This is a genomic window from Siminovitchia sp. FSL H7-0308 (assembly GCF_037980985.1).
Classification (GTDB): Bacteria; Bacillota; Bacilli; order Bacillales; family Bacillaceae_C; genus Siminovitchia; species Siminovitchia thermophila.
Window position 1 is genome coordinate 380,091 of record NZ_CP150282.1, and the last position, 19,891, is coordinate 399,981.

At 43.4% G+C, this 19,891-nt stretch carries 19 protein-coding genes; 16 read left to right on the forward strand and 3 right to left on the reverse strand.

Annotated elements, in window-relative coordinates; all coding sequences use genetic code 11:
• Window positions 1-175 precede the first annotated feature (175 nt).
• The 10 genes from MHB50_RS01815 to MHB50_RS01860 all read left to right on the forward strand — a co-directional run bounded on the left by MHB50_RS01815 (window position 176) and on the right by MHB50_RS01860 (window position 11,695).
• Window positions 176-1,576, forward strand: coding sequence for a sigma 54-interacting transcriptional regulator (locus MHB50_RS01815; RefSeq protein ID WP_340084770.1), 1,401 nt, complete (start codon window positions 176-178; stop codon window positions 1,574-1,576).
• Between the two features lie 155 nt (window positions 1,577-1,731).
• Window positions 1,732-2,694, forward strand: a complete 963-nt coding sequence (speB, locus tag MHB50_RS01820; protein ID WP_077113773.1) for an agmatinase — start codon at window positions 1,732-1,734, stop codon at window positions 2,692-2,694.
• 30 nt (window positions 2,695-2,724) lie between these two features.
• Window positions 2,725-4,134, forward strand: a complete 1,410-nt coding sequence (locus MHB50_RS01825; protein ID WP_077113774.1) for a sodium:solute symporter — start codon at window positions 2,725-2,727, stop codon at window positions 4,132-4,134.
• A gap of 621 nt (window positions 4,135-4,755) precedes the next feature.
• A complete protein-coding gene (locus tag MHB50_RS01830) occupies window positions 4,756-4,923 on the forward strand; it encodes a hypothetical protein (protein WP_171974024.1) in 168 nt (55 codons plus the stop codon).
• Window positions 4,898-5,659, forward strand: coding sequence for a DeoR/GlpR family DNA-binding transcription regulator (locus MHB50_RS01835; protein ID WP_077113775.1), 762 nt, complete (start codon window positions 4,898-4,900; stop codon window positions 5,657-5,659). Before MHB50_RS01830 ends, MHB50_RS01835 begins: the two co-directional genes overlap by 26 nt.
• A 579-nt stretch (window positions 5,660-6,238) precedes the next feature.
• Window positions 6,239-6,712 carry a flavin reductase family protein gene (locus MHB50_RS01840; RefSeq protein ID WP_077113776.1) on the forward strand — a complete coding sequence of 158 codons (474 nt, stop codon included), beginning with the start codon at window positions 6,239-6,241 and terminating at the stop codon, window positions 6,710-6,712.
• A gap of 22 nt (window positions 6,713-6,734) precedes the next feature.
• Entirely contained in the window at window positions 6,735-8,543 is a 1,809-nt protein-coding gene (locus MHB50_RS01845; protein WP_340084771.1) for a XylR N-terminal domain-containing protein, read from the forward strand.
• Window positions 8,544-8,770: 227 nt separating this feature from the next.
• Entirely contained in the window at window positions 8,771-10,315 is a 1,545-nt protein-coding gene (locus tag MHB50_RS01850; protein WP_340084772.1) for a 4-hydroxyphenylacetate 3-hydroxylase N-terminal domain-containing protein, read from the forward strand.
• Between the two features lie 34 nt (window positions 10,316-10,349).
• Complete coding sequence (locus MHB50_RS01855) at window positions 10,350-10,892, forward strand: FAD synthetase family protein (protein ID WP_340084773.1); 543 nt, start codon at window positions 10,350-10,352, stop codon at window positions 10,890-10,892.
• A gap of 20 nt (window positions 10,893-10,912) precedes the next feature.
• The gene (locus tag MHB50_RS01860) at window positions 10,913-11,695 is read left to right on the forward strand and encodes a dioxygenase (RefSeq protein WP_340084774.1); all 783 of its coding nucleotides are present in this window, start codon (window positions 10,913-10,915) and stop codon (window positions 11,693-11,695) included.
• 161 nt (window positions 11,696-11,856) lie between these two features.
• On the opposite strand, the gene MHB50_RS01865 is transcribed toward MHB50_RS01860, so the two are convergent.
• Window positions 11,857-12,660, reverse strand: coding sequence for an IclR family transcriptional regulator C-terminal domain-containing protein (locus MHB50_RS01865; RefSeq protein WP_340084775.1), 804 nt, complete (start codon window positions 12,658-12,660; stop codon window positions 11,857-11,859).
• Window positions 12,661-12,994: 334 nt separating this feature from the next.
• Between MHB50_RS01865 and MHB50_RS01870 the strand changes: the two genes are divergently transcribed.
• From MHB50_RS01870 to MHB50_RS01895, 6 genes are all read left to right on the forward strand, one after another.
• Window positions 12,995-14,134, forward strand: coding sequence for a muconate/chloromuconate family cycloisomerase (locus MHB50_RS01870; protein ID WP_340084776.1), 1,140 nt, complete (start codon window positions 12,995-12,997; stop codon window positions 14,132-14,134).
• A complete protein-coding gene (locus MHB50_RS01875; protein ID WP_340084777.1) occupies window positions 14,134-14,601 on the forward strand; it encodes a DUF3237 domain-containing protein in 468 nt (155 codons plus the stop codon). Before MHB50_RS01870 ends, MHB50_RS01875 begins: the two co-directional genes overlap by 1 nt.
• Before the next feature lie 25 nt (window positions 14,602-14,626).
• Window positions 14,627-15,460 (forward strand): alpha/beta hydrolase, encoded by an 834-nt coding sequence (locus MHB50_RS01880; protein WP_340084778.1) that lies wholly within the window; start codon window positions 14,627-14,629, stop codon window positions 15,458-15,460.
• A gap of 152 nt (window positions 15,461-15,612) precedes the next feature.
• Entirely contained in the window at window positions 15,613-16,305 is a 693-nt protein-coding gene (locus MHB50_RS01885) for a CoA transferase subunit A (protein ID WP_340084779.1), read from the forward strand.
• Window positions 16,302-16,952 (forward strand): 3-oxoacid CoA-transferase subunit B, encoded by a 651-nt coding sequence (locus tag MHB50_RS01890; RefSeq protein ID WP_340084780.1) that lies wholly within the window; start codon window positions 16,302-16,304, stop codon window positions 16,950-16,952. The genes MHB50_RS01885 and MHB50_RS01890 overlap by 4 nt, the downstream gene beginning before the upstream one ends.
• The gene (locus tag MHB50_RS01895; protein WP_340084781.1) at window positions 16,952-18,154 is read left to right on the forward strand and encodes an acetyl-CoA C-acyltransferase; all 1,203 of its coding nucleotides are present in this window, start codon (window positions 16,952-16,954) and stop codon (window positions 18,152-18,154) included. The genes MHB50_RS01890 and MHB50_RS01895 overlap by 1 nt, the downstream gene beginning before the upstream one ends.
• Window positions 18,155-18,481: 327 nt before the next feature.
• Here MHB50_RS01895 and MHB50_RS01900 read toward each other — a convergent pair whose 3' ends face one another.
• Together MHB50_RS01900 and MHB50_RS01905 are read right to left on the reverse strand one after the other, a co-directional pair.
• The gene (locus tag MHB50_RS01900; RefSeq protein ID WP_236016983.1) at window positions 18,482-19,054 is read right to left on the reverse strand and encodes a transposase; all 573 of its coding nucleotides are present in this window, start codon (window positions 19,052-19,054) and stop codon (window positions 18,482-18,484) included.
• A 234-nt stretch (window positions 19,055-19,288) separates the two neighbouring features.
• A complete protein-coding gene (locus MHB50_RS01905; protein ID WP_077109887.1) occupies window positions 19,289-19,690 on the reverse strand; it encodes a transposase in 402 nt (133 codons plus the stop codon).
• Between the last annotated feature and the right edge of the window lie 201 nt (window positions 19,691-19,891).

Genomic DNA, 19,891 nt, shown 5'->3' on the forward strand with positions numbered 1-19,891 from the left:
AAAAACCTTTAGCTCCAGCTTTTAATGAGGCCGCTGTTAAAAGGCTGCTTCTGGTTCACAGTCCATGTTATTCAATCAAGTTTGATTTCCTGACTTGCTATCATCCCTTTCGGTTTTGTCGCAAACTTATGATAAAATAACTTCAATTATAATGAAGAAAAACGAGTGATGGATCATGAACGAAGAAGATATTCTTGAAATGGAGTTAAAAGCCATATTGGACGCTTCGTATGACAATATCGTCATTACGGATGGTCAAGGAAAAGTGTTGAGGGCAAGTCCGAACTGCTTATCCATTTATGGAAAAGTAGCGGAAGAACTGATTGGAAAAAACGTTGATGAGTTGGAACGGAAAGGAATTTTTTCTCCCTCCGTTACGAGAAGAGTACTCGCCGAGAAAAAAGAAGTTCAGGTGATGCAGCATACACTGACGGGCCGCTCGGTCATGGCAACGGCTCTTCCGGTGTTTGATCATGAAGGCAACATGATCCGGGTCATCAGTTTTTCACATGATTTAACGGAATTACGGCAGCTCAAGGAAGATTATGAAGAACTGCGCGCCAAAATGGAATATTATGAGAGCGAAATTCAGGAATTACGGGATAAAGAACAAATTCTTGAGGGCATTACATTTAAGAGTAAAGAAATGCACAACATTTGGCAGCTTGTGCAGCGGGTCGCCATATCAGATGCGACCGTCGTGTTTCTGGGAGAATCGGGCGTCGGTAAAAACGTGTTTGCAAAAGCGATCCATGAAAAAAGTGATCGGAGAAAAGAGGCATTTATTGAGGTAAACTGCGGAGCTATTCCGGAAACATTGTTTGAATCGGAAATGTTTGGGTATGAGCGGGGAGCCTTTACCGGGGCGAACAAAGAAGGCAAGCCCGGATTAATTGAGCTGTCCAATCATGGCACACTTTTTTTAGATGAGGTCGGGGAGCTGCCGCTCGGACTTCAGGCAAAATTGCTGAAGGTGATTCAGGAAAAGAAAATAACCCGAATTGGCGGGACACAGCCGAAAAATATTAATTTCAGAATCATTGTCTCGACAAACAGGGATTTATGGGAGATGGTCCAGAAAGGACAATTTCGTGAAGACCTCTACTATCGCCTGAATGTAGTGCCGATTACGATTCCGCCGCTCAAGGAGCGCAAGGATGATTTATTGCAGTTGTGCCACTTTTATTTGGAGAAATTTAATGAAAAATATAAAACCGATAAAGTTTTTCATCAGGCGACAGTCAACGCAATGCTCGATTATCAATGGCCGGGGAATGTCAGGGAGTTGGAGAATTTGGTCGAGCGGCTCGTCATTACGACAGAAGGCAGGGTAATTTATCCAAATGCTTTGCCTTTTTATGCACATGCTGCCGCAGCTTTACCTGACCTGGAGCCGGAAGGGGAAGGATGGGAAGAAGAAGGGGGAAGCTTGCAGCAGGCATTGGAGCAGGTGGAGATCCGCTGGTTGAAACGGGCCGCCAGACAATATAAAACAACCTATGAAATGGCCGAATACTTGGGCATCAGCCAGTCAAGCGTTGTTCGTAAGCTGAAAAAATACGGAATTAATTCATAAATGAATTATAATCCATTAATGAATCGAAAGAAGTCTTTTTGATGCATTAATGGATTTTTTTTATGGGCCAGATTCAATACCCGCGCTTCTCGAAAGTTGGCACGGATTTTGCAATGTATATTTTGAGACTATAAAAACTGACAGGAGGTTATTTTATGTATAAACCAAAAGATTCTTCACAGTCCCCGCGATTTGTCGGAACGAGGACTTTTATGAGATTAGAACAAATACGAACAACTGAAGGAATTGACTTTGCCGTTCTGGGTTGCCCGTTTGATACAGCGGCTTCAAATCGGACTGGCCAGCGTTTCGGGCCGCAGCATATCCGCAACTTTTCAGTGCTCCTTCGCCCCTACAATCCGGATATGGATATTGATATTTTTGAATATTGTTCCGGGGTGGATTATGGGGATATTAACGTCATTCCGGGAAATGCCCTTCGAACTTATGACAATATGGTGGAAGAGCTGACACCGCTTTTAGAAAAAAACGTCATACCGATTATTATGGGTGGCGATCATTCCATCTCATTGGGAAACTTGAGAGCTTTTCATAAAAAATTCGGTAAAATCGCTTTGGTTCATTTTGATTCCCATGGCGATACGTGGGAGCATTATTACGGGGAAAAATATATGCATGGAACACCTTTCCGCCGTGCCGTGGAAGAAGGGCTTCTTGATGTCGAGCACTCGATCCAAGTTGGAATGAGAGGGCCGCTGTATAGCCCGGATGATATTGAGGATGCACGAAAGCTCGGTTTTGAAGTCATTCCGATGAAGGAAATGCGGAAGATTGGCTTTGAACAGGTAATGAAAAGAATCCATGACCGGGTCAAAGACCGTCCAGTATTTGTCACATATGATATCGATTTCGTAGATCCCGCATACGCTCCGGGTACAGGAACACCGGAAGTTGGGGGACCAACTAGCTATGAAGCGCTTGAATATGTACGGGGTCTTGATGGGTTGGATGTGGTCGGTTTTGACTTGGTGGAAGTGCTGCCGAGCTATGATGCCAACGAAATTACGGCTGTACTCGCTTCTTCAGTGATTTATGAAATGATTACGCTGACGGCTTTAAAGAAAAGACGCCAGTTGAAAAAGGAATCTAAAGATTAAAAAGTTCAGAGAAGTAAAGGGGGAAGCAGCATGAACTTTAACACATTAGACGTTGCTATCATGATTGCCTATTTGCTGCTGTTGGTTATTGTTGGGATTATTGGTTCCCGACGGGCCAAAACATCTGAGGATTATGTATTAGCCGGAAGAAATCTTGGTTTCTTTATGTATTTCGGCTGTCTCGGAGCTGTTATTTTAGGTGGGGCATCAACGATTGGCTCCACCAAACTTGGTTATGAATTTGGGATATCCGGCATGTGGCTTGTCGTTATGCTCGGTTTGGGGATTATGCTGCTCGGCATTTTTCTCGCCAAAAAAATCTCCAATCTTTCTGTCATGACTATTAGTGAATATTTGAGTAAGCGCTTTGGGGTGGAAGCAGGCCTTGTCAGCGCTGTGATTGCCGCGACATATGCGATGATGGTTTCCGTTACGCAAGTAATTGGAATGGGTACGATTTTAAACGTTTTACTTGGCTGGAATTTAACCGTTTCCATGCTGGTGGGAGGAGGAGTTGTTTTATTCTATACAATCCTTGGCGGCATGTGGTCGGTTACGATGACGGATATTGTACAATTTATCATTATGACGATCGGGGTTTTCTTCATCATGCTTCCGCTCGGTCTTTCCAAAGCCGGAGGCTGGTCCAATCTGCAAAGTCAATTGCCGGACACATACTTTACTTTTACCGGAATCGGCGGCCAAGAAATATTTCAGTATTTCTTGCTTTTTGCCCTTGGAATGGTTGTGGCCCAGGATATTTGGCAGCGAATATTGACAGCGAAAACAATTAAAATTGCACGGGCCGGTACTGTTGCAGCCGGTGTTTACAGCTTGCTTTACGGCGTTGCCGTTGCGATTATCGGCATGTGCGCTTTCGTCATCTTGCCTAATTTGGAAGATACACAAAATACATTTGCCAGCATGGCTGTTGCCATTTTGCCTTCCGGGGTATTAGGCTTGGTGATCGCGGCGGTTGTCTCAGCGCTCATGTCTACCGCTTCCGGTACATTGCTCGCCTCTTCGACATTGATTTCAAACGATATTATCAAACGGTTTTTCTTGAAAAATATAACAGATGATCAATACTTGGCATTATCGAGAGTCGTTACAACAGTCATTGGCATATTGACGATTGTCTGTGCATTATGGATTCAGGATGTGCTTGTGGCGCTTGATGTGGCATATGCCGTATTATCGGGAGGCATTTTTGCGCCGGTTATTCTAGGATTGTTCTGGAAAAAAGCAACGGCCAAGGCCGCATTTTATGCCATTATCGCGAGTACCGCCGTTATTTTGGCCGGATTGGCCATTGAAGGCATTACATCTACGGCACCCATCATCTACGGTATTGCCGTCAGCTTTGTTGTCATGATTACAGTTTCAATATGGTCGCCCAACAAAGGCAAAGAAGTTGACCTGAACGTAAAGGAAATGTAAGCGGTAAACGAAAGGTTTTATAAAGAAGCAATTTACTTGCTGAAAAAGGATTACCATGCAGGTTTCAGCGTAGCATGGTAATCCTTTTTAAAATTCTCTCCTAACTGGTAAATGCTGCTTTTCATAAATGGTTGATCCCCGTTTAAAAATGGACCCACCCCAAAACGGCCGTCACGTTACTCCATGAATTCCGGACGTTGGAGACCAAAATAATGGTGCATTTCACCATACATTTTACATCATTCAGCATATCTTTCCTTATGTAAATAAAAGGTTGTTTCATCCGCTGAGATGCTTCTTATATTCTCCTGCCGTAACTGCTCCTAAAACGGCTGCTCCAACTGCTGATGCGTTGACTGTTGAAGAAACATGTAATCCTTTTTTTCAAATACGTCCACATAAACTTGCATGAGTAGCCGGTTTTTTTGAATGTAGCGGCGGCAAATTTTGTGAGACTGTCATTCATCGAGCCATTGATTTAATTTCTCGTAATGGTAAATTACTATTATTGGGAGTATCAGAAGATCACGTTCCAATCAATACGAGAGATGTATTGGAGAAAGGAATTCCCATTTTCAGCCGCTCAAGAAGATCCTTTTCAGAATCTGGGGGCCTTACACATTGCAAAAAACCTTTCTGAAACTAGTTCCGGAAACTCCTTTTTACATCAAAACAATTGAAGATTTGGTGATCGCTATGGATCAAATTGTGCAGGAGAAAAAATGGGAAAAATCATATTTATACTTTGATTGGGGTGACTACATTGCTCATACTCGACAGGCAAAATAAAGTATTGGAGTTTGTCAGGAAAAACAGGGTGGCAACAGTGGCGGAATTGGCACAGCACTTTAGTGTTCATGAAGCGACGATTCGAAGAGACTTATCTCTCCTTGAAAAAGAAGGAAAGTTGAAGCGGACTCATGGTGGAGTCATGATTGAGGATGAAGTGCATTCTGAACCGCCATTTCAAGAACGGGAATCAGTGTGGTACGAAGAGAAAAAAAGAATGGGCAAACTGGCGGGAGAGTTTATCAATGATGGAGATAACATCATTTTAGACTCAGGGACGACTACTGTGCATGTCATTGATGCCATTTTACATAAAAAGGACATTACTGTCATAACGAACGATATTAATATTGCCGCCAAGCTGCGCTTTTCGAAGTCAACGAAGGTGATTGTCACCGGGGGAACGCTTTTTCCGGAAAGTTATATGCTAAATGGCATGTTGACAGATCAGGCATTAAAAGAGCTGCATGTACACACGGCATTTATTGGGACGCCCGCCTTCCACCACACACACGGCCTCACTCATTTTGATGATTATTTAGTGTCAGCAAAAAGGGCGATGATCCGTTCCGCCAAAAAAGTGATTGTTATGGCTGACCATACTAAAATCGGCAAAATATCTTTATACAAAGTAGCGGATATGAAAGAAATTGACACCCTCATTACTACTAAGGAATTAGACGCAGAGCAAAAATACATTTTGTCAAATGCCAACATTGATTTTCATTTAGCCTAAGTATAAAAGGGTTTCATTTGAGCTTCTCTAGTGTATCATTTATACAAGACTCATTGGATGTGGCGTACAGCGCATTTTGTAGAGTGCTATTGACACCTGTATTGTATAAAAATACATCAATGCAGGGTAAAAGTATTCAGTCAAACGATTTCCATATGAATCACTATTTTGCAAAGCTTCTCTGAAGCTGGGTAAAAACTGTTAAGCGTCCAGTGAAGAACTTGAGTCGGTAAGGCCTAAACTCGGTATCGTATAGAGATCAGGCCTTATATTTCTTTTTTAAATGCGATTTCATTAAAGTACCAACGTTTGTGTGGAACTTGTCTGTTCAGTTTCTTCTCACAACCCCGTTAGCCATAGTGCTTTTTCCCTCATTATTACCATCGAAAATTGCTTTACAATAAGATTTAATCGCTCTGTGTTCCATTTAATTGTTCATGATGTTTAGTGTTCCCTGTGAAGTGGTTCGTGTATTTTTGCAAGTAAGCGGCAAATTCTCTACCGGTTTTTACGGTTCATTGTGGACGCGAATATTGTTACAATTTTAAATAAATTGACTTAAAAGTGAGGAGAGATGAAATGGATACGAGAGAATTTCGAAATTGTGCAGGGCAGTTTGCTACGGGTGTAACGATCATTACGAGTGAGACAGAAACAGGCACTCATGGATTTACAGCAAACTCTTTTACATCTGTATCGCTTGATCCAATGTTAATTTTAGTTTCTGTCGATCGGAAAACAAGAGCTTTGAGTGTCCTTGAAAACAATCGATTTATTGTCAATATTTTAAAAGAGGATCAGCAAGATATCGCCATGCATTTTGCCGGAAGGCCTCAAAAAAATCAACCGTTTGAATGGGAAAATGGTATGCTGGGAAAAAGAATTAAAGAGGCGCTGGCCTATATCGAGTGTGAGCCATGGAAGTCATATGATGGCGGGGATCATGTTCTTTTTCTGGGGGAAGTAAAAAGCTTTGAATATCATCCGGGACAGCCGCTTCTTTATTATGGTGGGCAGTTTTCCAAGATACATTCAAATCATATTCTCTCTTAAATATAAAGGGGGTCACTGACGAGTGAAGGCGAGCCAATTATTGTTTGACAATCTGATCGAAACAGATCCTCGAACAGGGATTATCAAGTTCAATCATAAGAGAAGCGTCTTGGTTTCCGTTGAAGCCTTGGGCCTTTTGCGGCGTGATTTAATCAATACGCTCGGAATGGAGCGGGCCAAAGGGTTTTTAATGAGATATGGATGGGAATGGGGAAAAAAGGACGGAGAAACAATTGCTTCCATGTATAATTGGAAAAATCCCAAGGAATTGCTGTTGGCCGGCCCGGTGCTTCATACCTTGGAAGGGGTTGTCACCGTTGAGCCTGACACAATTGAACTAACGGAAAGCTCGATTCACTTTACCGGATTTTGGAGGAATTCCTTTGAGGCCCAAGAACATATTGAATATTTAGGAGCGGGCAATGATCACACTTGCTGGATTCTTGTCGGCTATGCAAGCGGTTATTTAACAAGCGCTTTTGGAAAAGATGTCATCGCCTATGAAGAATGCTGCTTTGGAAAAGGAGACTCCTATTGCCGTTTTGTTGCGAAAACCGTTGAACAGCTTGAAGAAAAGCATAAGTCCTATTTGAATTATTACAAAGCCGAAACTTTGGTTTCCGAACTGGACCGGGCTTATCAAGAGCTGAACAGCATCAATCAAACCATTATCGAATCAGATAAAATTCACGAAGAATTAACGAATTATTTGTTGGAAGATAAAGGGCTATCGGAAACGGTTCAATTTGTTGCCCGCGTTTTAAATAGAAGTCTGGTGATTGATTATTATAACAAACAGATTGAAAGCGCTTTTTTAGATAGGGAGGATGAGGCGATTTATCATAATTGGGCTGATCGGTTTATTTATACAGAGGAAAGGCATAATGACATTTCAACATTTCCTATTAGAGCAAACACGGTCAATCTTGGCCGGTTGGTAGTCATAGGCCGTGAAAAAATGACTCAAAAAGATCAGCTTATGATAAGCCGGGCACGAAGCATCTTTACCGTCCAAATGTATCATGATTGGAAAATCACTCGTTCACTATGGAAAAAGAAGGAAAATTTCTTTGAGGAAATGCTTCATCATTCCATTGATGAAGGTTATGAAAAGTTTTCGCATTTGTTTCATTTTCTTCCCAATAATCCGAACCGAGTCATTTCCATTAAGGTGGAACCTTCCGAAAAACGGCAGGATGTCATGCAGTTTTTAAAACTGCATCCAGATTATTCTAAGAAAGATTTCTTTTCCAATGATGAGTTTATTATCATGATTTTAACCAACGAAGATATGGAGCAAATTCTTCATGTTTCTGCAAATCTCCTTACACAGTTGAAACAGCAGTTTAAAAACGGCGGATTTTATATTGGCGTTGGCAGAAAGTCGAAGAATCTTGCTGATTTGAGGAAGAGCTATGAAGATGCTCGTTCCATCAGCAATTTTATCCATCTGACTCATCCAGCGGACAGTTTGATATCTCTGTATGAAGATATGGGGTCCATTATGATGTTTTTAAAAGGAACGGACCAAACGGAGCTTATAGAATTTTATAAAAAGACAATCGGTGAATTGGTAGAGTATGACAAGGTGAATGAGTCTCATTTTTTAATCACCTTAAAAACGTATCTTGATTATAATGGAAACCTGCAACAGACCGCTGATAAGCTCCATCTTTCGATTGCTGGATTACGATATCGTTTGGACCGGATTGCAGAGTTGTGTGACGTTGATCTAAAGACGGGAGAAGGTCGATTTCATTGTCAATTGGCTCTCCAAATTTATTTTGCCATGCTAATTAATGGAAAAAAACCCCCAATTATACATTCTTAGTGGAATCCTGCTGACTCGGCAGGATTTTTTTATGGGAAGCATATCTAACATATGGAAAGATGAGTCAAGCATACATACGGCATTTGCTTTTTCTTCAATACCACAAAAATGAGTGGTAATAGGAGGAATATTCATATTCTTTTGCACTTACGATTGTATTGAAACACATTCATAATAAAAACAGAGATTGAAAGCGCTTTAAAAAAGTGTGTTTAAGGAGGGCTTAAATGGTCACGCAAAAACAAAAAGTAAAGCTGCCATTGACAGGAAAAGAGTACTTAGAAAGTTTGAAGGACAACAGAGAGGTTTGGATTCATGGTGAAAGAGTCAAAGATGTCACAACTCATCCCGCTTTCAGAAATGCGGCGAGATCCATTGCGCGCCAATACGATGCCTTACACGATGAAAAAACGAAAGCAATTTTAACAACTGAAACAGATACGGGAAACAACGGTTATACGCAGAGATTTTTTCAGTATGACAGGACAGTGGATGATCTCATTGGTTCAAGAGATGCGATAGTGGAATGGGCTAAAATCACCTATGGGCAAATGGGGAGGTCACCGGATTACAAGGCCGCTTTTTTGGCTACGTTAGGGGCGGACCCTGATTATTATGCTCCTTATGAAGATAATGCCAGATATTGGTATAAAGAGGCCCAAGAAAGAAACTGGTTCTTTAATCATGCGATCATCAATCCTCCTGTTGACCGTAATAAACCATTGGAAGCTGTCCGGGATGTCTTTGTCAGGGTGGAAGAGGAAACAGATAAAGGTGTTATTGTCAGCGGTGCGAAAATGGTTGCGACTGGTTCTGCTCTTACAAACTACAACTTTGTTGCTCATTATGGCGCTGTTCCGGTTGGCTCAGAGGATATGGCTTTGGTGTTTATTGCCCCTATGGATACGCCAGGAGTGAAATTAATCTGCCGTCAATCGTATGAAATGCAGGCAGCGGTGATGGGCAGTCCTTTTGACTATCCGTTGAGCAGCCGCTTCGATGAAAACGATGCTGTACTTATTTTCGACCGGGCACTTATCCCTTGGGAAAATGTTCTTATTTATCGGGACGTCGAAAAGGCCAACAATTTTTTTCCCGAGAGCGGTTTTCTTCATCGCTTTACGTTTCACGGGGTAACGAGACTGGCGGTGAAACTCGATTTTATTTCCGGATTGCTTTTAAAAGCCGTCAAAACAAACGGAACGGATCAATTTCGCGGCGTCCAGGCAAATGTGGGCGAAGTGTTGGCTTGGAAAAATATGTTTTGGTCACTTAGTGATTCGATGGCCATGAACCCTGATCAAGGGCGGAATGGAACGGTTTTGCCGAACTTAAAATATGGGCTTTCCTATCGTGTGTTTATGTCTGATGGCTGGCCAAAAATCAAAGGGATCATTGAAAACGTAGTGGCCGGCAATTTGATCGTGCAGCCTTCCAGTGCGGCCGATTTTAAAAACCCCGAATTAAGACCGTTGATCGACCGACTATACCGGGGGTCCAACGGCATCACTTCTCTTGAAAAAATCAAGCTGATTAAGCTGTTATGGGAAGTTGTCGGTACGGAATACGGAGGGCGCCATGAGTTGTACGAACGAAACTACTCCGGAAACCACGAAAATATCCGATTGGAGAACTTGACAGTTGCCAACCAGACGGGTGCGGCCGATCAATATATTGCATTTGCCGAGCAATGCATGGCTGACTATGACCTCGATGGCTGGGTGAACGACACTTGGCTGAACCCGGATGATGTAAATTATTTCCAAAATTGATATTTTTTCATATTGGCATGAGGAGGAAAACAGCATGAAAGTCTTTCGTGAAAATGAGCTGATTCTGAAATCTTCTGTAGTTTCCATCGGAGCTTTTGACGGCTTGCACCGTGGACATCAAACATTGATTAAACGGGCGGTCAAAAGGGCTCGCGAATTAGATATGCCATCTGTCGTTTACACCTTTGATCCTCCTCCTCGGGTTTATTTTCAAAGCGAGCGGATGTTAACAAGCATTGAAGAGAAAATGGCTTTGATTAAGGAGTTGAATGTCGATTATACGATAGTCGCACATTTTAACAGACATTATGCTTCCAGGCCTCCATTAGAATTTATCAAGGAGCTACGTTTGTTGGGAGCACGTGATATATGGGTGGGACCGGATTTTCGGTTTGGGAAGGACAAAGAAGGCAGCGTGGAATGGCTCTCGGAATATTTGAAAGTGAATATTCATCCTGTTGTAACATGTGAACAAGGAAAAAGAATTTCATCTACGAGAATTAGAAAATTGCTTCAGAAGAATGACTGGATCAAAGTGCGAGATTTGTTGGGGAGACAAAGCCTGGAAATTCAATAATATCTAGGGAGGAATTATCTATGCAAAAGCAAGCGGTACAAAAAAATGAACGTGTCGAGGAAGTGTTTCATTTATTTGTTAAGCACGTGCAAAACTTTTTAAAGGAAGCGAAGTTAAATCATGAAGAGTACACGAACTTTGTCAACTGGGCGGACCGTCTGGGACGAGCCGGTGAACTTCCCCTGTATACGGATGTTTTCCTTGAATCCCATGTGCTCAAAGCGATGTATACAAATAAACCTGGAACCCAGCCGTCGCTATTGGGACCGTATTTTATTGAAGGGTCACCATTGCTGAAGAAAGAGTCCGGAAAGCCTCTCGTATTGACGCAGCGGCACGATGAAGCGGGTGAGGTGTTGATGTTTAAAGGAAATGTGAGCAGCACGGATGGCATGCCGCTTCCAAACACCCGTGTTGAGATGTGGCAAAATGACCATTCAGGGAAATACTCCGCTTTTGATGCAGATGCACCGAGATACAATCTAAGAGGGCATTTTTATACAGATGTAAACGGAGATTTTGAAGTGAAGACAATCGTGCCTGTTCCGTACTCTATACCGGCAGACGGTCCGACAGGAGAATTCTTGAAGTATATGGACCAGCATCCGATGCGCCCGGCCCATCTTCATCTCATGTTTAAGGCGGAGGGACATGAAACGTTGATTACCCAAGTGTTTTTTGAGGGGGATGAGTGGCTGGAAACAGATGTGGCAGACGGGGTGCGGACAGACCTTGTCACAAAGCTGGAGGATAAAGGTGGACATAAGGAGGCTTCTTTGAATTTCGTCATGCGCCCGCAGTAAGATGTTGTAAAAAAGTGACCACAAAGCAGGTGGAAAAAGCGGCGTTTCCACCTGTTTTGTATTTGGGGATTGCTAATAGCGGACCGCTTGGATCATTTTTGTATTTATATCGACTGTCGCCTTTCTTCTGACGTGACCGGATTCAGGGGAACATCGGTCATCTATAGCAACGAAGAATCGTAAGTTGCCAGATCCTTGCTTATTTTTTCTGCTGTTTTTAAAAGCAATGGAAGAAACTGCTCTTGGATGACTGATGAGCTGATCCTTCCGGCGTGCGCAGAGCAATTGATTGCTGCTATTACCTTGCCATTAGAATTTCTTATTGGCACTGCTATAGATCGCAGCCCTTCCTCCAATTGTTGTTCAACCATTATCCATCCGTTTTCCCTGATCTGCTCAAAGACGTTAAGTAGTTGTGACTTATCTGTAATGGTGTTGTTTGTGAACGATTCTAATGTTGCCCGTTTAAAATATTCTTCCAACTCGGCTTCCGAAAGGTGGGCCAGTAATACTTGCCCCATGGAGGTTGCGTGTGCCGGGAGCCTTGTGCCCACATCAATGGCAATAGTCATGATTCTCTTTGTGGCAACCCGGGCGACATAGACAACTTCTGTTTCATCCAATACAGAAATAGAAGAGGATTCCCCCGTTTTATCAACAAAATGTTTCATATGAGGCTGAGCGATATGCCAAATATTTTTTGATGAGAGGTAGGCATAACCAAGTGACAGAGTACGGACGGTAAGTGAAAAGCGGTCATTGGCACATTCTGCATATCCGAGCTCTTTTAAAGTAAGAAGAATTCTTCGAACAGCCGGACGGCTAATGCCAGTTATTTTTGCGGCTTCACTAATGGTTAAAGACGGATGTTCTTCAGAAAAAGCCTGGATAACAGCTAGTCCGCGCTTAAGTGATTGCACGAAATCTGCAGACTTTGTTGAATTTTTTGTTTTTTCTATTGACAATCTCGTCATCTCCCTTGCTATAATAAGGTTGTACGATAATTAAATATTTGTACGTATATCGTACAATAAAAACAAAGAAAATGCTAGCGCTAACATGAAAAAACATCCGGGGCAATGGAGCGAAGAAGGTGATGGTAGTTAATATCGAAAACTTGTAGTATTCGATAGTTTGCAATGGACAAATTCATTTTGCGATGACGATCCGTTTGGAGTTGCGAATGGTTGCGACTTCATTTATTTGTCGTGGCGGGCATGGCTAGAGCTTGGAAATGAATTTTAAGCAGCAAATATCAATTTTCCTGTCGCGTACGAAAAATATGTTAGGAGGGTAGAAATGGAAAAAACGAAAATAAAAGAAATAAAAACGGTCATTGTTGATATTCCGATAAAAAGGCCTCATCAATTTTCAACTGAAAAAGTTTCCACCAAAAGCTTTGTATTGATCAAGTTGGCGTTAAGCAATGGGGTAGTGGGGATTGGAGAAGGCACCACACCGGGGATCTGGTGGAACGGCGAAAGTGTGGAAACGATGAAACTCGTCATTGATCGGTATGCCGCCCCTCTTTTACTCGATGAAGAGCCCGAGTATATTGAAAAACTTTTGCAGAAGTTGAATCGCCAAATTCGCGGGAACGCTTTTGCCAAAGCGACGGTGGAGATGGCGCTGTTTGATGCATTGGGAAAAAAATATGGGGTACCTGTCCACCAATTGCTTGGGGGCCTGCGCCGTGAAAAAATACCTGTCCGCTGGGCGCTTGCTTCCGGTACGCCGGAAGGTGATATCGAAGAAGCCAAAGGTCATGTCCATTCGAAAACTTATGCCCATTTCAAAACAAAGTCTGGGCACGATGCTCCGGAAGATGATGCAAGGCGCAATATCCGTATTGCCGAAGGAATCCACGGGCGGTCTACAATCGGCATTGATCCGAACGGCTCATGGGACCGGATTTCCACAATGAAATGGATGGATGCTTTCTTTGATGCGGGCATTGATTTCCTGGAGCAACCTCTTCCTCCCGAAGATATTGAGGGATTGGCCCGGCTGTCGGCGATGAAAAAGGTTCCGATCATGGCTGATGAGAGCCTGGCTTCTGTCCAGGATGCTTTGCGCCTGGCGAAAGAAAAAGCGGCAGATATTTTCTCCTTGAAAATTCATAAATCCGGCGGGATGAAAAATACAATGAAGATTGCCGGAATTGCTGAAGCCGCAGGGATTTCTTGTTTTGGAGGAACATCACTTGAAAGTTCCATTGGAACAGCCGCCTGCGCCCATGTCTATGCCTCGATTCCAAATTTGAATGAGGGCAGTGAATTGTTCGGTCCCGACTGGCTGGCCGATGACCTGGTGAAAAATCCGCTGACGACCAAAGACGGCTTCCTCTTTGTACCGGACCGCCCCGGGCTTGGCGTCGAGCTGGATGAGCAAAAAGTGGAAGAATATAGGAGAAAAGAAGAGAAAGGAGTGTTGATCTGATGAAACATCTGCCCGCCCCTGCTCTCTCTTTTTTATGTGATATGGAATTAACGGTTGAAGGGGCTCATCTGCTTGGAAAAACGCCCATTGGGAACCGCCGGATCATCCGTGTGACCGGGGGAGCCCTCCGGGGAGACAAATTGACTGCCGAAGTGATTCCGGGAGGAGACGACTGGATTACAGTACGGGATGACGGCACGATTATCCAAGACGTCCGGATTTTGCTCAAAACGGATGACGGGGAGCTGATTTTGATGACTTACCGGGGAATTCGCACTGGGGAACCCGAGGTGCTTCAGCGCCTGGACAACAATGAAGAAGTGGACCCGGACGAGTACTATTTCCGAACGGCTCCCATTTTTGAAACGGCCTCTTCCAAATATGACTGGCTGAACCGCAGGCTGTTTGTATCAAGAGGAATCAGGTTGCCGGGAAAGGTCAATTATTCCATCTATGTAGTCGATTAAAACGGAAAGAGGGGATCGGTATAACATGGAACGGTATGTAACAACAAACAGTGGACGGACTTTTTATATCCGGGAAACTCCCGGGGAAAATGGCACGATTATTGGCTCCCATGGACTGACCGGCCATCATAAACAGCTCCGTCATTACCAGGAAGCTTTTTCTGGAACTTATCGATTTATTAGCTATGACATCCTTGGCCGCGGAAACAGCGGGCCGGCGCCGGAGGGAAGCTCGATTGATACCCACGCCAATGATTTGCTCGACTTGATTGCTACATTGGAAATAAAACGTCCCATCCTGCTTGGATATTCGATGGGGGCGTATATCAGCGCTATTGCCGCCAGCCGGCTGTCCGATGTGGAAGCGTTGATCCTTCTTGATGGAGCCGGCAGGGCGGATGACGGTACAAGACAGTTGGTTCTCCCTTCGCTGGAACGCTTGAAAAAAACCTATTCCACACCAGATCAGTATGTGGAGGAAGCAAGGAAGCTTTATACGAAGCTGAATATTGAATGGAATCAGCAGATGGAAGAAGTTGTCCGCTACGAAATAACAGAAGAAGATGGCGTATGGAAGCATAAATCGGATCCCGGCATCATTACGCGTGACTTTGACAGTTTTTATACATTTCATCCGGAAAAAATACTGCCGCTCATCCAATGTTCCGCTTTTCTGTTAGTCGCGACCGGAAGCATTGGGGGAAAGGGCCCGCTGTTTCAGAAAGGCGGCTATGCCCAGACAAAAGAATGGATCTCAGATCTTCACACCGAGGCCACTTCAGTGAACCATTATGAGCTGGTATTTCATAAACAGCCAGAGATCATTGGGCAGATTCAGGCATTTTTATCCGGCATGTAAGGTGCCGTAATACTCCCACATCAAGACCTGAGTTGATACAAAAGGTCTAAGTGTGAGAAAACGGCACCTAAATGCCCGATTGGTTCAACTAACATTCAGTAGGAGCCCTACTGAATGAAGTTTCACTTTATCTCAATTAAGGGAGTGACGGCATGAGCGCCTCAAAAGTGATGGATGCAAAAGAAGCAATACAAAAAGTTATTCAGTCGGGGGACGTCATCATGGTCGGGGGCTTTGGCCTGATTGGCAGTCCGCTGACATTAATTGATGAGCTGACACGCCATGATGTTAAAGCGCTGACGATCATCAGCAATAATGTGGGTGAAGCTGGTAAAGGCTTGGGCCTGCTGTTGCGTCAGGGGAAAATTAAAAAAGCGATCGGTTCCTATTTTACGAGCAATCGTGAAGTGGCCAAATGGTATAACGAAGGAAAACTTGAAATTGGATTACTGCCGCAAGGAACCTTTTCTGAAGCGATCCGTGCAGGCGGAGCAGGGATTGGGGGTTTTTATACGAAGACAGCAGTAGGAACGGAGTTGGCAAAAGGAAAAGCGACAAAAGTGATTGACGGGGAGACGTATCTTTTTGAAAAGGCGTTGAAGGCGAATGTCGCCCTCATTCGTGCCAAAAAAGCGGACACAAAAGGCAATGTTGTCTACTATAAAACGGCCAGGAATTTCAATCCGATCATGGCCACTGCCGCAGATTATGTAATCGCTGAAGTGGATGAAATTGTGGAAGCCGGAGAGCTGTCGCCGGAAGAAATCATTACTCCGCATCTGTATGTAGATACCATGGTCATGAGCCGTCTTGTTTTAACGAAAAAAGGGGTGGTCGAAGTATGAACATGAAAGAAATAATTGCCAAGCGCGCGGCCAAAGAACTCACTCCTTATTCGATTATCAATCTGGGGATTGGCATTCCGACCCTTGTCCCAAATTGTTTAGATGAAAGTAAATACTATTTACACACCGAAAACGGTCTATTGGGGGTTACCTCCGTGGAAGACGATGAGATGGACCCGCTGTTAGTGAATGCGGGGAAGCTGCCTGTTGGTGAAGCGGTGGGAGCTTCCTATTTTCATAGTGCCGATTCTTTTGCCATGATTCGCGGCGGCCACGTGGATGTCGCCATTCTGGGTGCCTTGCAGGTTGATGAACAGGGACTTGTGGCCAACTGGGCCATTCCCGGAAAAGATATTATCGGTGTCGGAGGGGCCATGGATCTTTTGTCCGGAGCGAAAAAGATTATTATTACGATGAGCCACGTCTCAAAAGAGGGTTCGCCGAAGTTTGTGGAACGCTGTACTTATCCGATTACGGCGACGAGGATTGCAGATGTCATTATCACCGACCTGGCGGTGTTTCAATGGAAGAAGGGCAGCTATGAATGTATGGAACTGATGGGTAACGCCACACTAAATGAAGTGAAAGAAAAAACAACAGCCTCTTTCCGGGTTAGTGAAGAGCTTTTGCAGATGGAGGGAAGCTGATGAATGACGTGGTGATTGTGGATGCGGTACGAACACCGATTGGGAGATACAGAGGAGCTTTGAAAGATGTCCGTCCGGATGATCTGGGCGCCATTGTCATCAAAGCGTTGTTGGATAGAAATCCGGATTTGCCGCAAGAGGAGATTGGAGATGTGCTGTTCGGCAATGCTAACGGTGCCGGAGAGGATAACCGGAATGTGGCCCGGATGTCTCTTCTTCTTGCGGGCTTGCCTGAAACAGTCAGCGGAACAACGATCAACCGCCTCTGCGGATCTGGCCTGGATGCTGTCAGTATGGCCGCCCGAACGATTTTGTCCGGTGAAGAAGAGACTATCATTGCCGGTGGAACAGAAAGCATGACAAGGGCGCCTTTTGTTATGAAAAAGCCTGAACAGGATTTCCCAAGGGGAAACATGGAATTATTTGATACAACGATCGGATGGCGGTTTATTAATCCGAAAATGCAGGAGATGTACGGAACAGATTCCATGCCCCAAACAGCAGAAAATGTAGCAAAAAGATATGGTATTTCACAGGAAGAGCAAGACGAATTTGCTTACATCAGCCAGCAACGGGCAAAAGCGGCTATTGAAAACAAGCGATTTTCCGAGGAAATGGTTCCGGTTGTGCTTATAGACAAAAAAGGCCGGGAAACAATTGTTGATCAAGATGAACACCCGCGTCCAAACACGTCGCTGGAGAAGTTGGGCAACCTCCCTCCTTTGTTTCCCGGTGGAACAGTCACAGCAGGCAATGCATCCGGGGTGAATGACGGCGCTTCGGCACTGCTGCTCATGAGCGCAAGACGGGCAAAGGAACTGGGAATGCGACCACTAGTGAAATTTACCGCATCCGCGACGGCAGGGGTGGAGCCAGCCGTCATGGGACTTGGGCCGATTTATTCCACGCGAAAATTAATAAAGAAAACCGGGCTTTCTCCACAGGACTTTGATCTCGTTGAATTAAACGAAGCCTTTGCGTCACAATCATTGGAATGTATCAAACAGCTCGGCCTTGATAGGGAACAAGTTAATGTAAATGGTGGCGCGATTGCGTTAGGGCATCCCCTTGGCGCGAGCGGCGCCAGAATTCTAACTACATTAATTTACGAAATGAAAAAACGAGAGTCCAGGAGAGGACTGGCCACTATGTGCATAGGAGTTGGCCAGGGGATTTCAGTCGCGATAGAAAATCTCTTTTGATCAAACCTACGTGCTTGAAAAAAAGCAAACACGGCTTCATGCAAGATTAAATTTTCTAGAAAACATCAGGTGGAGTTTTTTTCCACCTGTTTTTATATTTGTGAATAAAAGCAACTGTCGGATGATACTCCTTTAACGAGACAAATCCAATGCGTGAAATGATCAAAGGCGGGATGTCTCGTATTTGGATGAACGAGCCTACTTTTCCTACGATTAGTCAAGCATACATTTTAATTAATGTACTATTCTACTTTCCTATTTTTGTGAATGGGAAATAAACCTCAGCCAATTCAAATTTTTAAACTGAGGGTATTCGTGGTATAATACTTATATATTATTGGTCCAAAGAGACCGTGTACGAATAATCGTACTTTGTATTGTTCCCGACCATGGTAAGATACATTTTAGTAGCTTATTCATGCGAGCTACAGTGGCAACCTTATCCTTTTTGGGAGTAGGTTGCTTTTTTAATTTATAATAATAATCCTCGATATGATTGGGTACTGCTTGTTGTTGACGTATCATGTTCCGAACAATGAGGTATAAAATGTTCCTTCCTTTTGGATTTCCATGTTTATTGATGTGATCCTGACCTGTATATTTCCCTGATTGATACCTTCGGATATCAATACTAATAAATGCGTTCACTTTTTTATGATTCGAAAAGCGAGAAAGATCACCAAATTCACCTATGAAAAGCGCCGCGCTAATTCCACCAACCCCTGGAAGGCTTATAAGTAGCTCAAACTCCGTTATTTTTTTTGCATTCTCTATCAATTGATCAGAAATGCTTTCTTTATCCTCCAATAGGTGAAGTAGTTGTCGCGCGTAGTATTGAACTTTTTGTGTTTGAACACTGTTCGAAGAAACAGCAGGATAAGACTCCTTTGCGTATTCCATAATTTGACTTGCTTTTTGTTTGGCGATTCTCTGATATCTTTTTGGTGGTGCTTTTCATCAAAAGCTTTTTGATTGTTGTTCGACTTGTTTGTAAGACAAATTCCGGATGTGGAAATAATTCAATTAGAGTCAAGGCATATGGCGTAACTCTACTTGAAAAGAATTGTTCAAGTTCTGGAAAGCTTAATTGAAGTGCATTATGTAAGTGCATTCGTGTACGCTTTATTTCCTCCTCTATTTCTTGGTAGAAACGAGAAAGATCTCGGAGTTCATTATCAATTTCAGGTTGTTGTTTTTTTCGTTCGGTAATGATGTTGATGGACTTGTGCAAGTTTGTGAGCATCGTGCTTGTCCGTTTTCCAGCTTCTTAGGGTTCCTTGTTCTTGCCTCAAAAGGGTTTAATACACAATAACGCAGCTTATTTCTTTGACAAAGGGTTTCAACTGGCTTTGAATAGACCCCTGTTGATTCAAAAACAAGAATAGGTTCTTCAGGGAGACTTTGAATTTCCGCAAGCAACGCTTGAAAACCCTCCTTATTGTGAATAATTTCTCCTTCCGAAAGACAAGTTTGATCATCATAGGTGACTTTGTAGCTTTTCCCCATAGAGATATCTAAAGCAATGACTAATCCCAATATTTTTGCCTCGCTCTTCTTGATTATTTGAAAGATCTCCACTTATTCATTTCGATTCCAATTTCCTATACACGAGCTCTATGGCTCCAACATACTTAAACCTGATTCAAAAATGAAAGTGAAGAAGCCCGGTTTATCATTTGGATTCGCAATCCCCGAGGCTTCAGTCGGACTTTCTTTCACTTCTATTATAAAAATAGT

Coding starts and splice junctions, on each gene's coding strand:
- MHB50_RS01815 (WP_340084770.1), top strand. CDS start 176: ATGAACGAAGAAGATATTCTTGAAATGGAGTTAAAAGCCATATTGGAC.
- speB (WP_077113773.1), top strand. CDS start 1,732: ATGTATAAACCAAAAGATTCTTCACAGTCCCCGCGATTTGTCGGAACG.
- MHB50_RS01825 (WP_077113774.1), top strand. CDS start 2,725: ATGAACTTTAACACATTAGACGTTGCTATCATGATTGCCTATTTGCTG.
- MHB50_RS01840 (WP_077113776.1), top strand. CDS start 6,239: ATGGATACGAGAGAATTTCGAAATTGTGCAGGGCAGTTTGCTACGGGT.
- MHB50_RS01850 (WP_340084772.1), top strand. CDS start 8,771: ATGGTCACGCAAAAACAAAAAGTAAAGCTGCCATTGACAGGAAAAGAG.
- MHB50_RS01855 (WP_340084773.1), top strand. CDS start 10,350: ATGAAAGTCTTTCGTGAAAATGAGCTGATTCTGAAATCTTCTGTAGTT.
- MHB50_RS01860 (WP_340084774.1), top strand. CDS start 10,913: ATGCAAAAGCAAGCGGTACAAAAAAATGAACGTGTCGAGGAAGTGTTT.
- MHB50_RS01870 (WP_340084776.1), top strand. CDS start 12,995: ATGGAAAAAACGAAAATAAAAGAAATAAAAACGGTCATTGTTGATATT.
- MHB50_RS01875 (WP_340084777.1), top strand. CDS start 14,134: ATGAAACATCTGCCCGCCCCTGCTCTCTCTTTTTTATGTGATATGGAA.
- MHB50_RS01880 (WP_340084778.1), top strand. CDS start 14,627: ATGGAACGGTATGTAACAACAAACAGTGGACGGACTTTTTATATCCGG.
- MHB50_RS01885 (WP_340084779.1), top strand. CDS start 15,613: ATGAGCGCCTCAAAAGTGATGGATGCAAAAGAAGCAATACAAAAAGTT.
- MHB50_RS01890 (WP_340084780.1), top strand. CDS start 16,302: ATGAACATGAAAGAAATAATTGCCAAGCGCGCGGCCAAAGAACTCACT.
- MHB50_RS01895 (WP_340084781.1), top strand. CDS start 16,952: ATGAATGACGTGGTGATTGTGGATGCGGTACGAACACCGATTGGGAGA.
- MHB50_RS01900 (WP_236016983.1), bottom strand. CDS start 19,054: ATGGAATACGCAAAGGAGTCTTATCCTGCTGTTTCTTCGAACAGTGTT.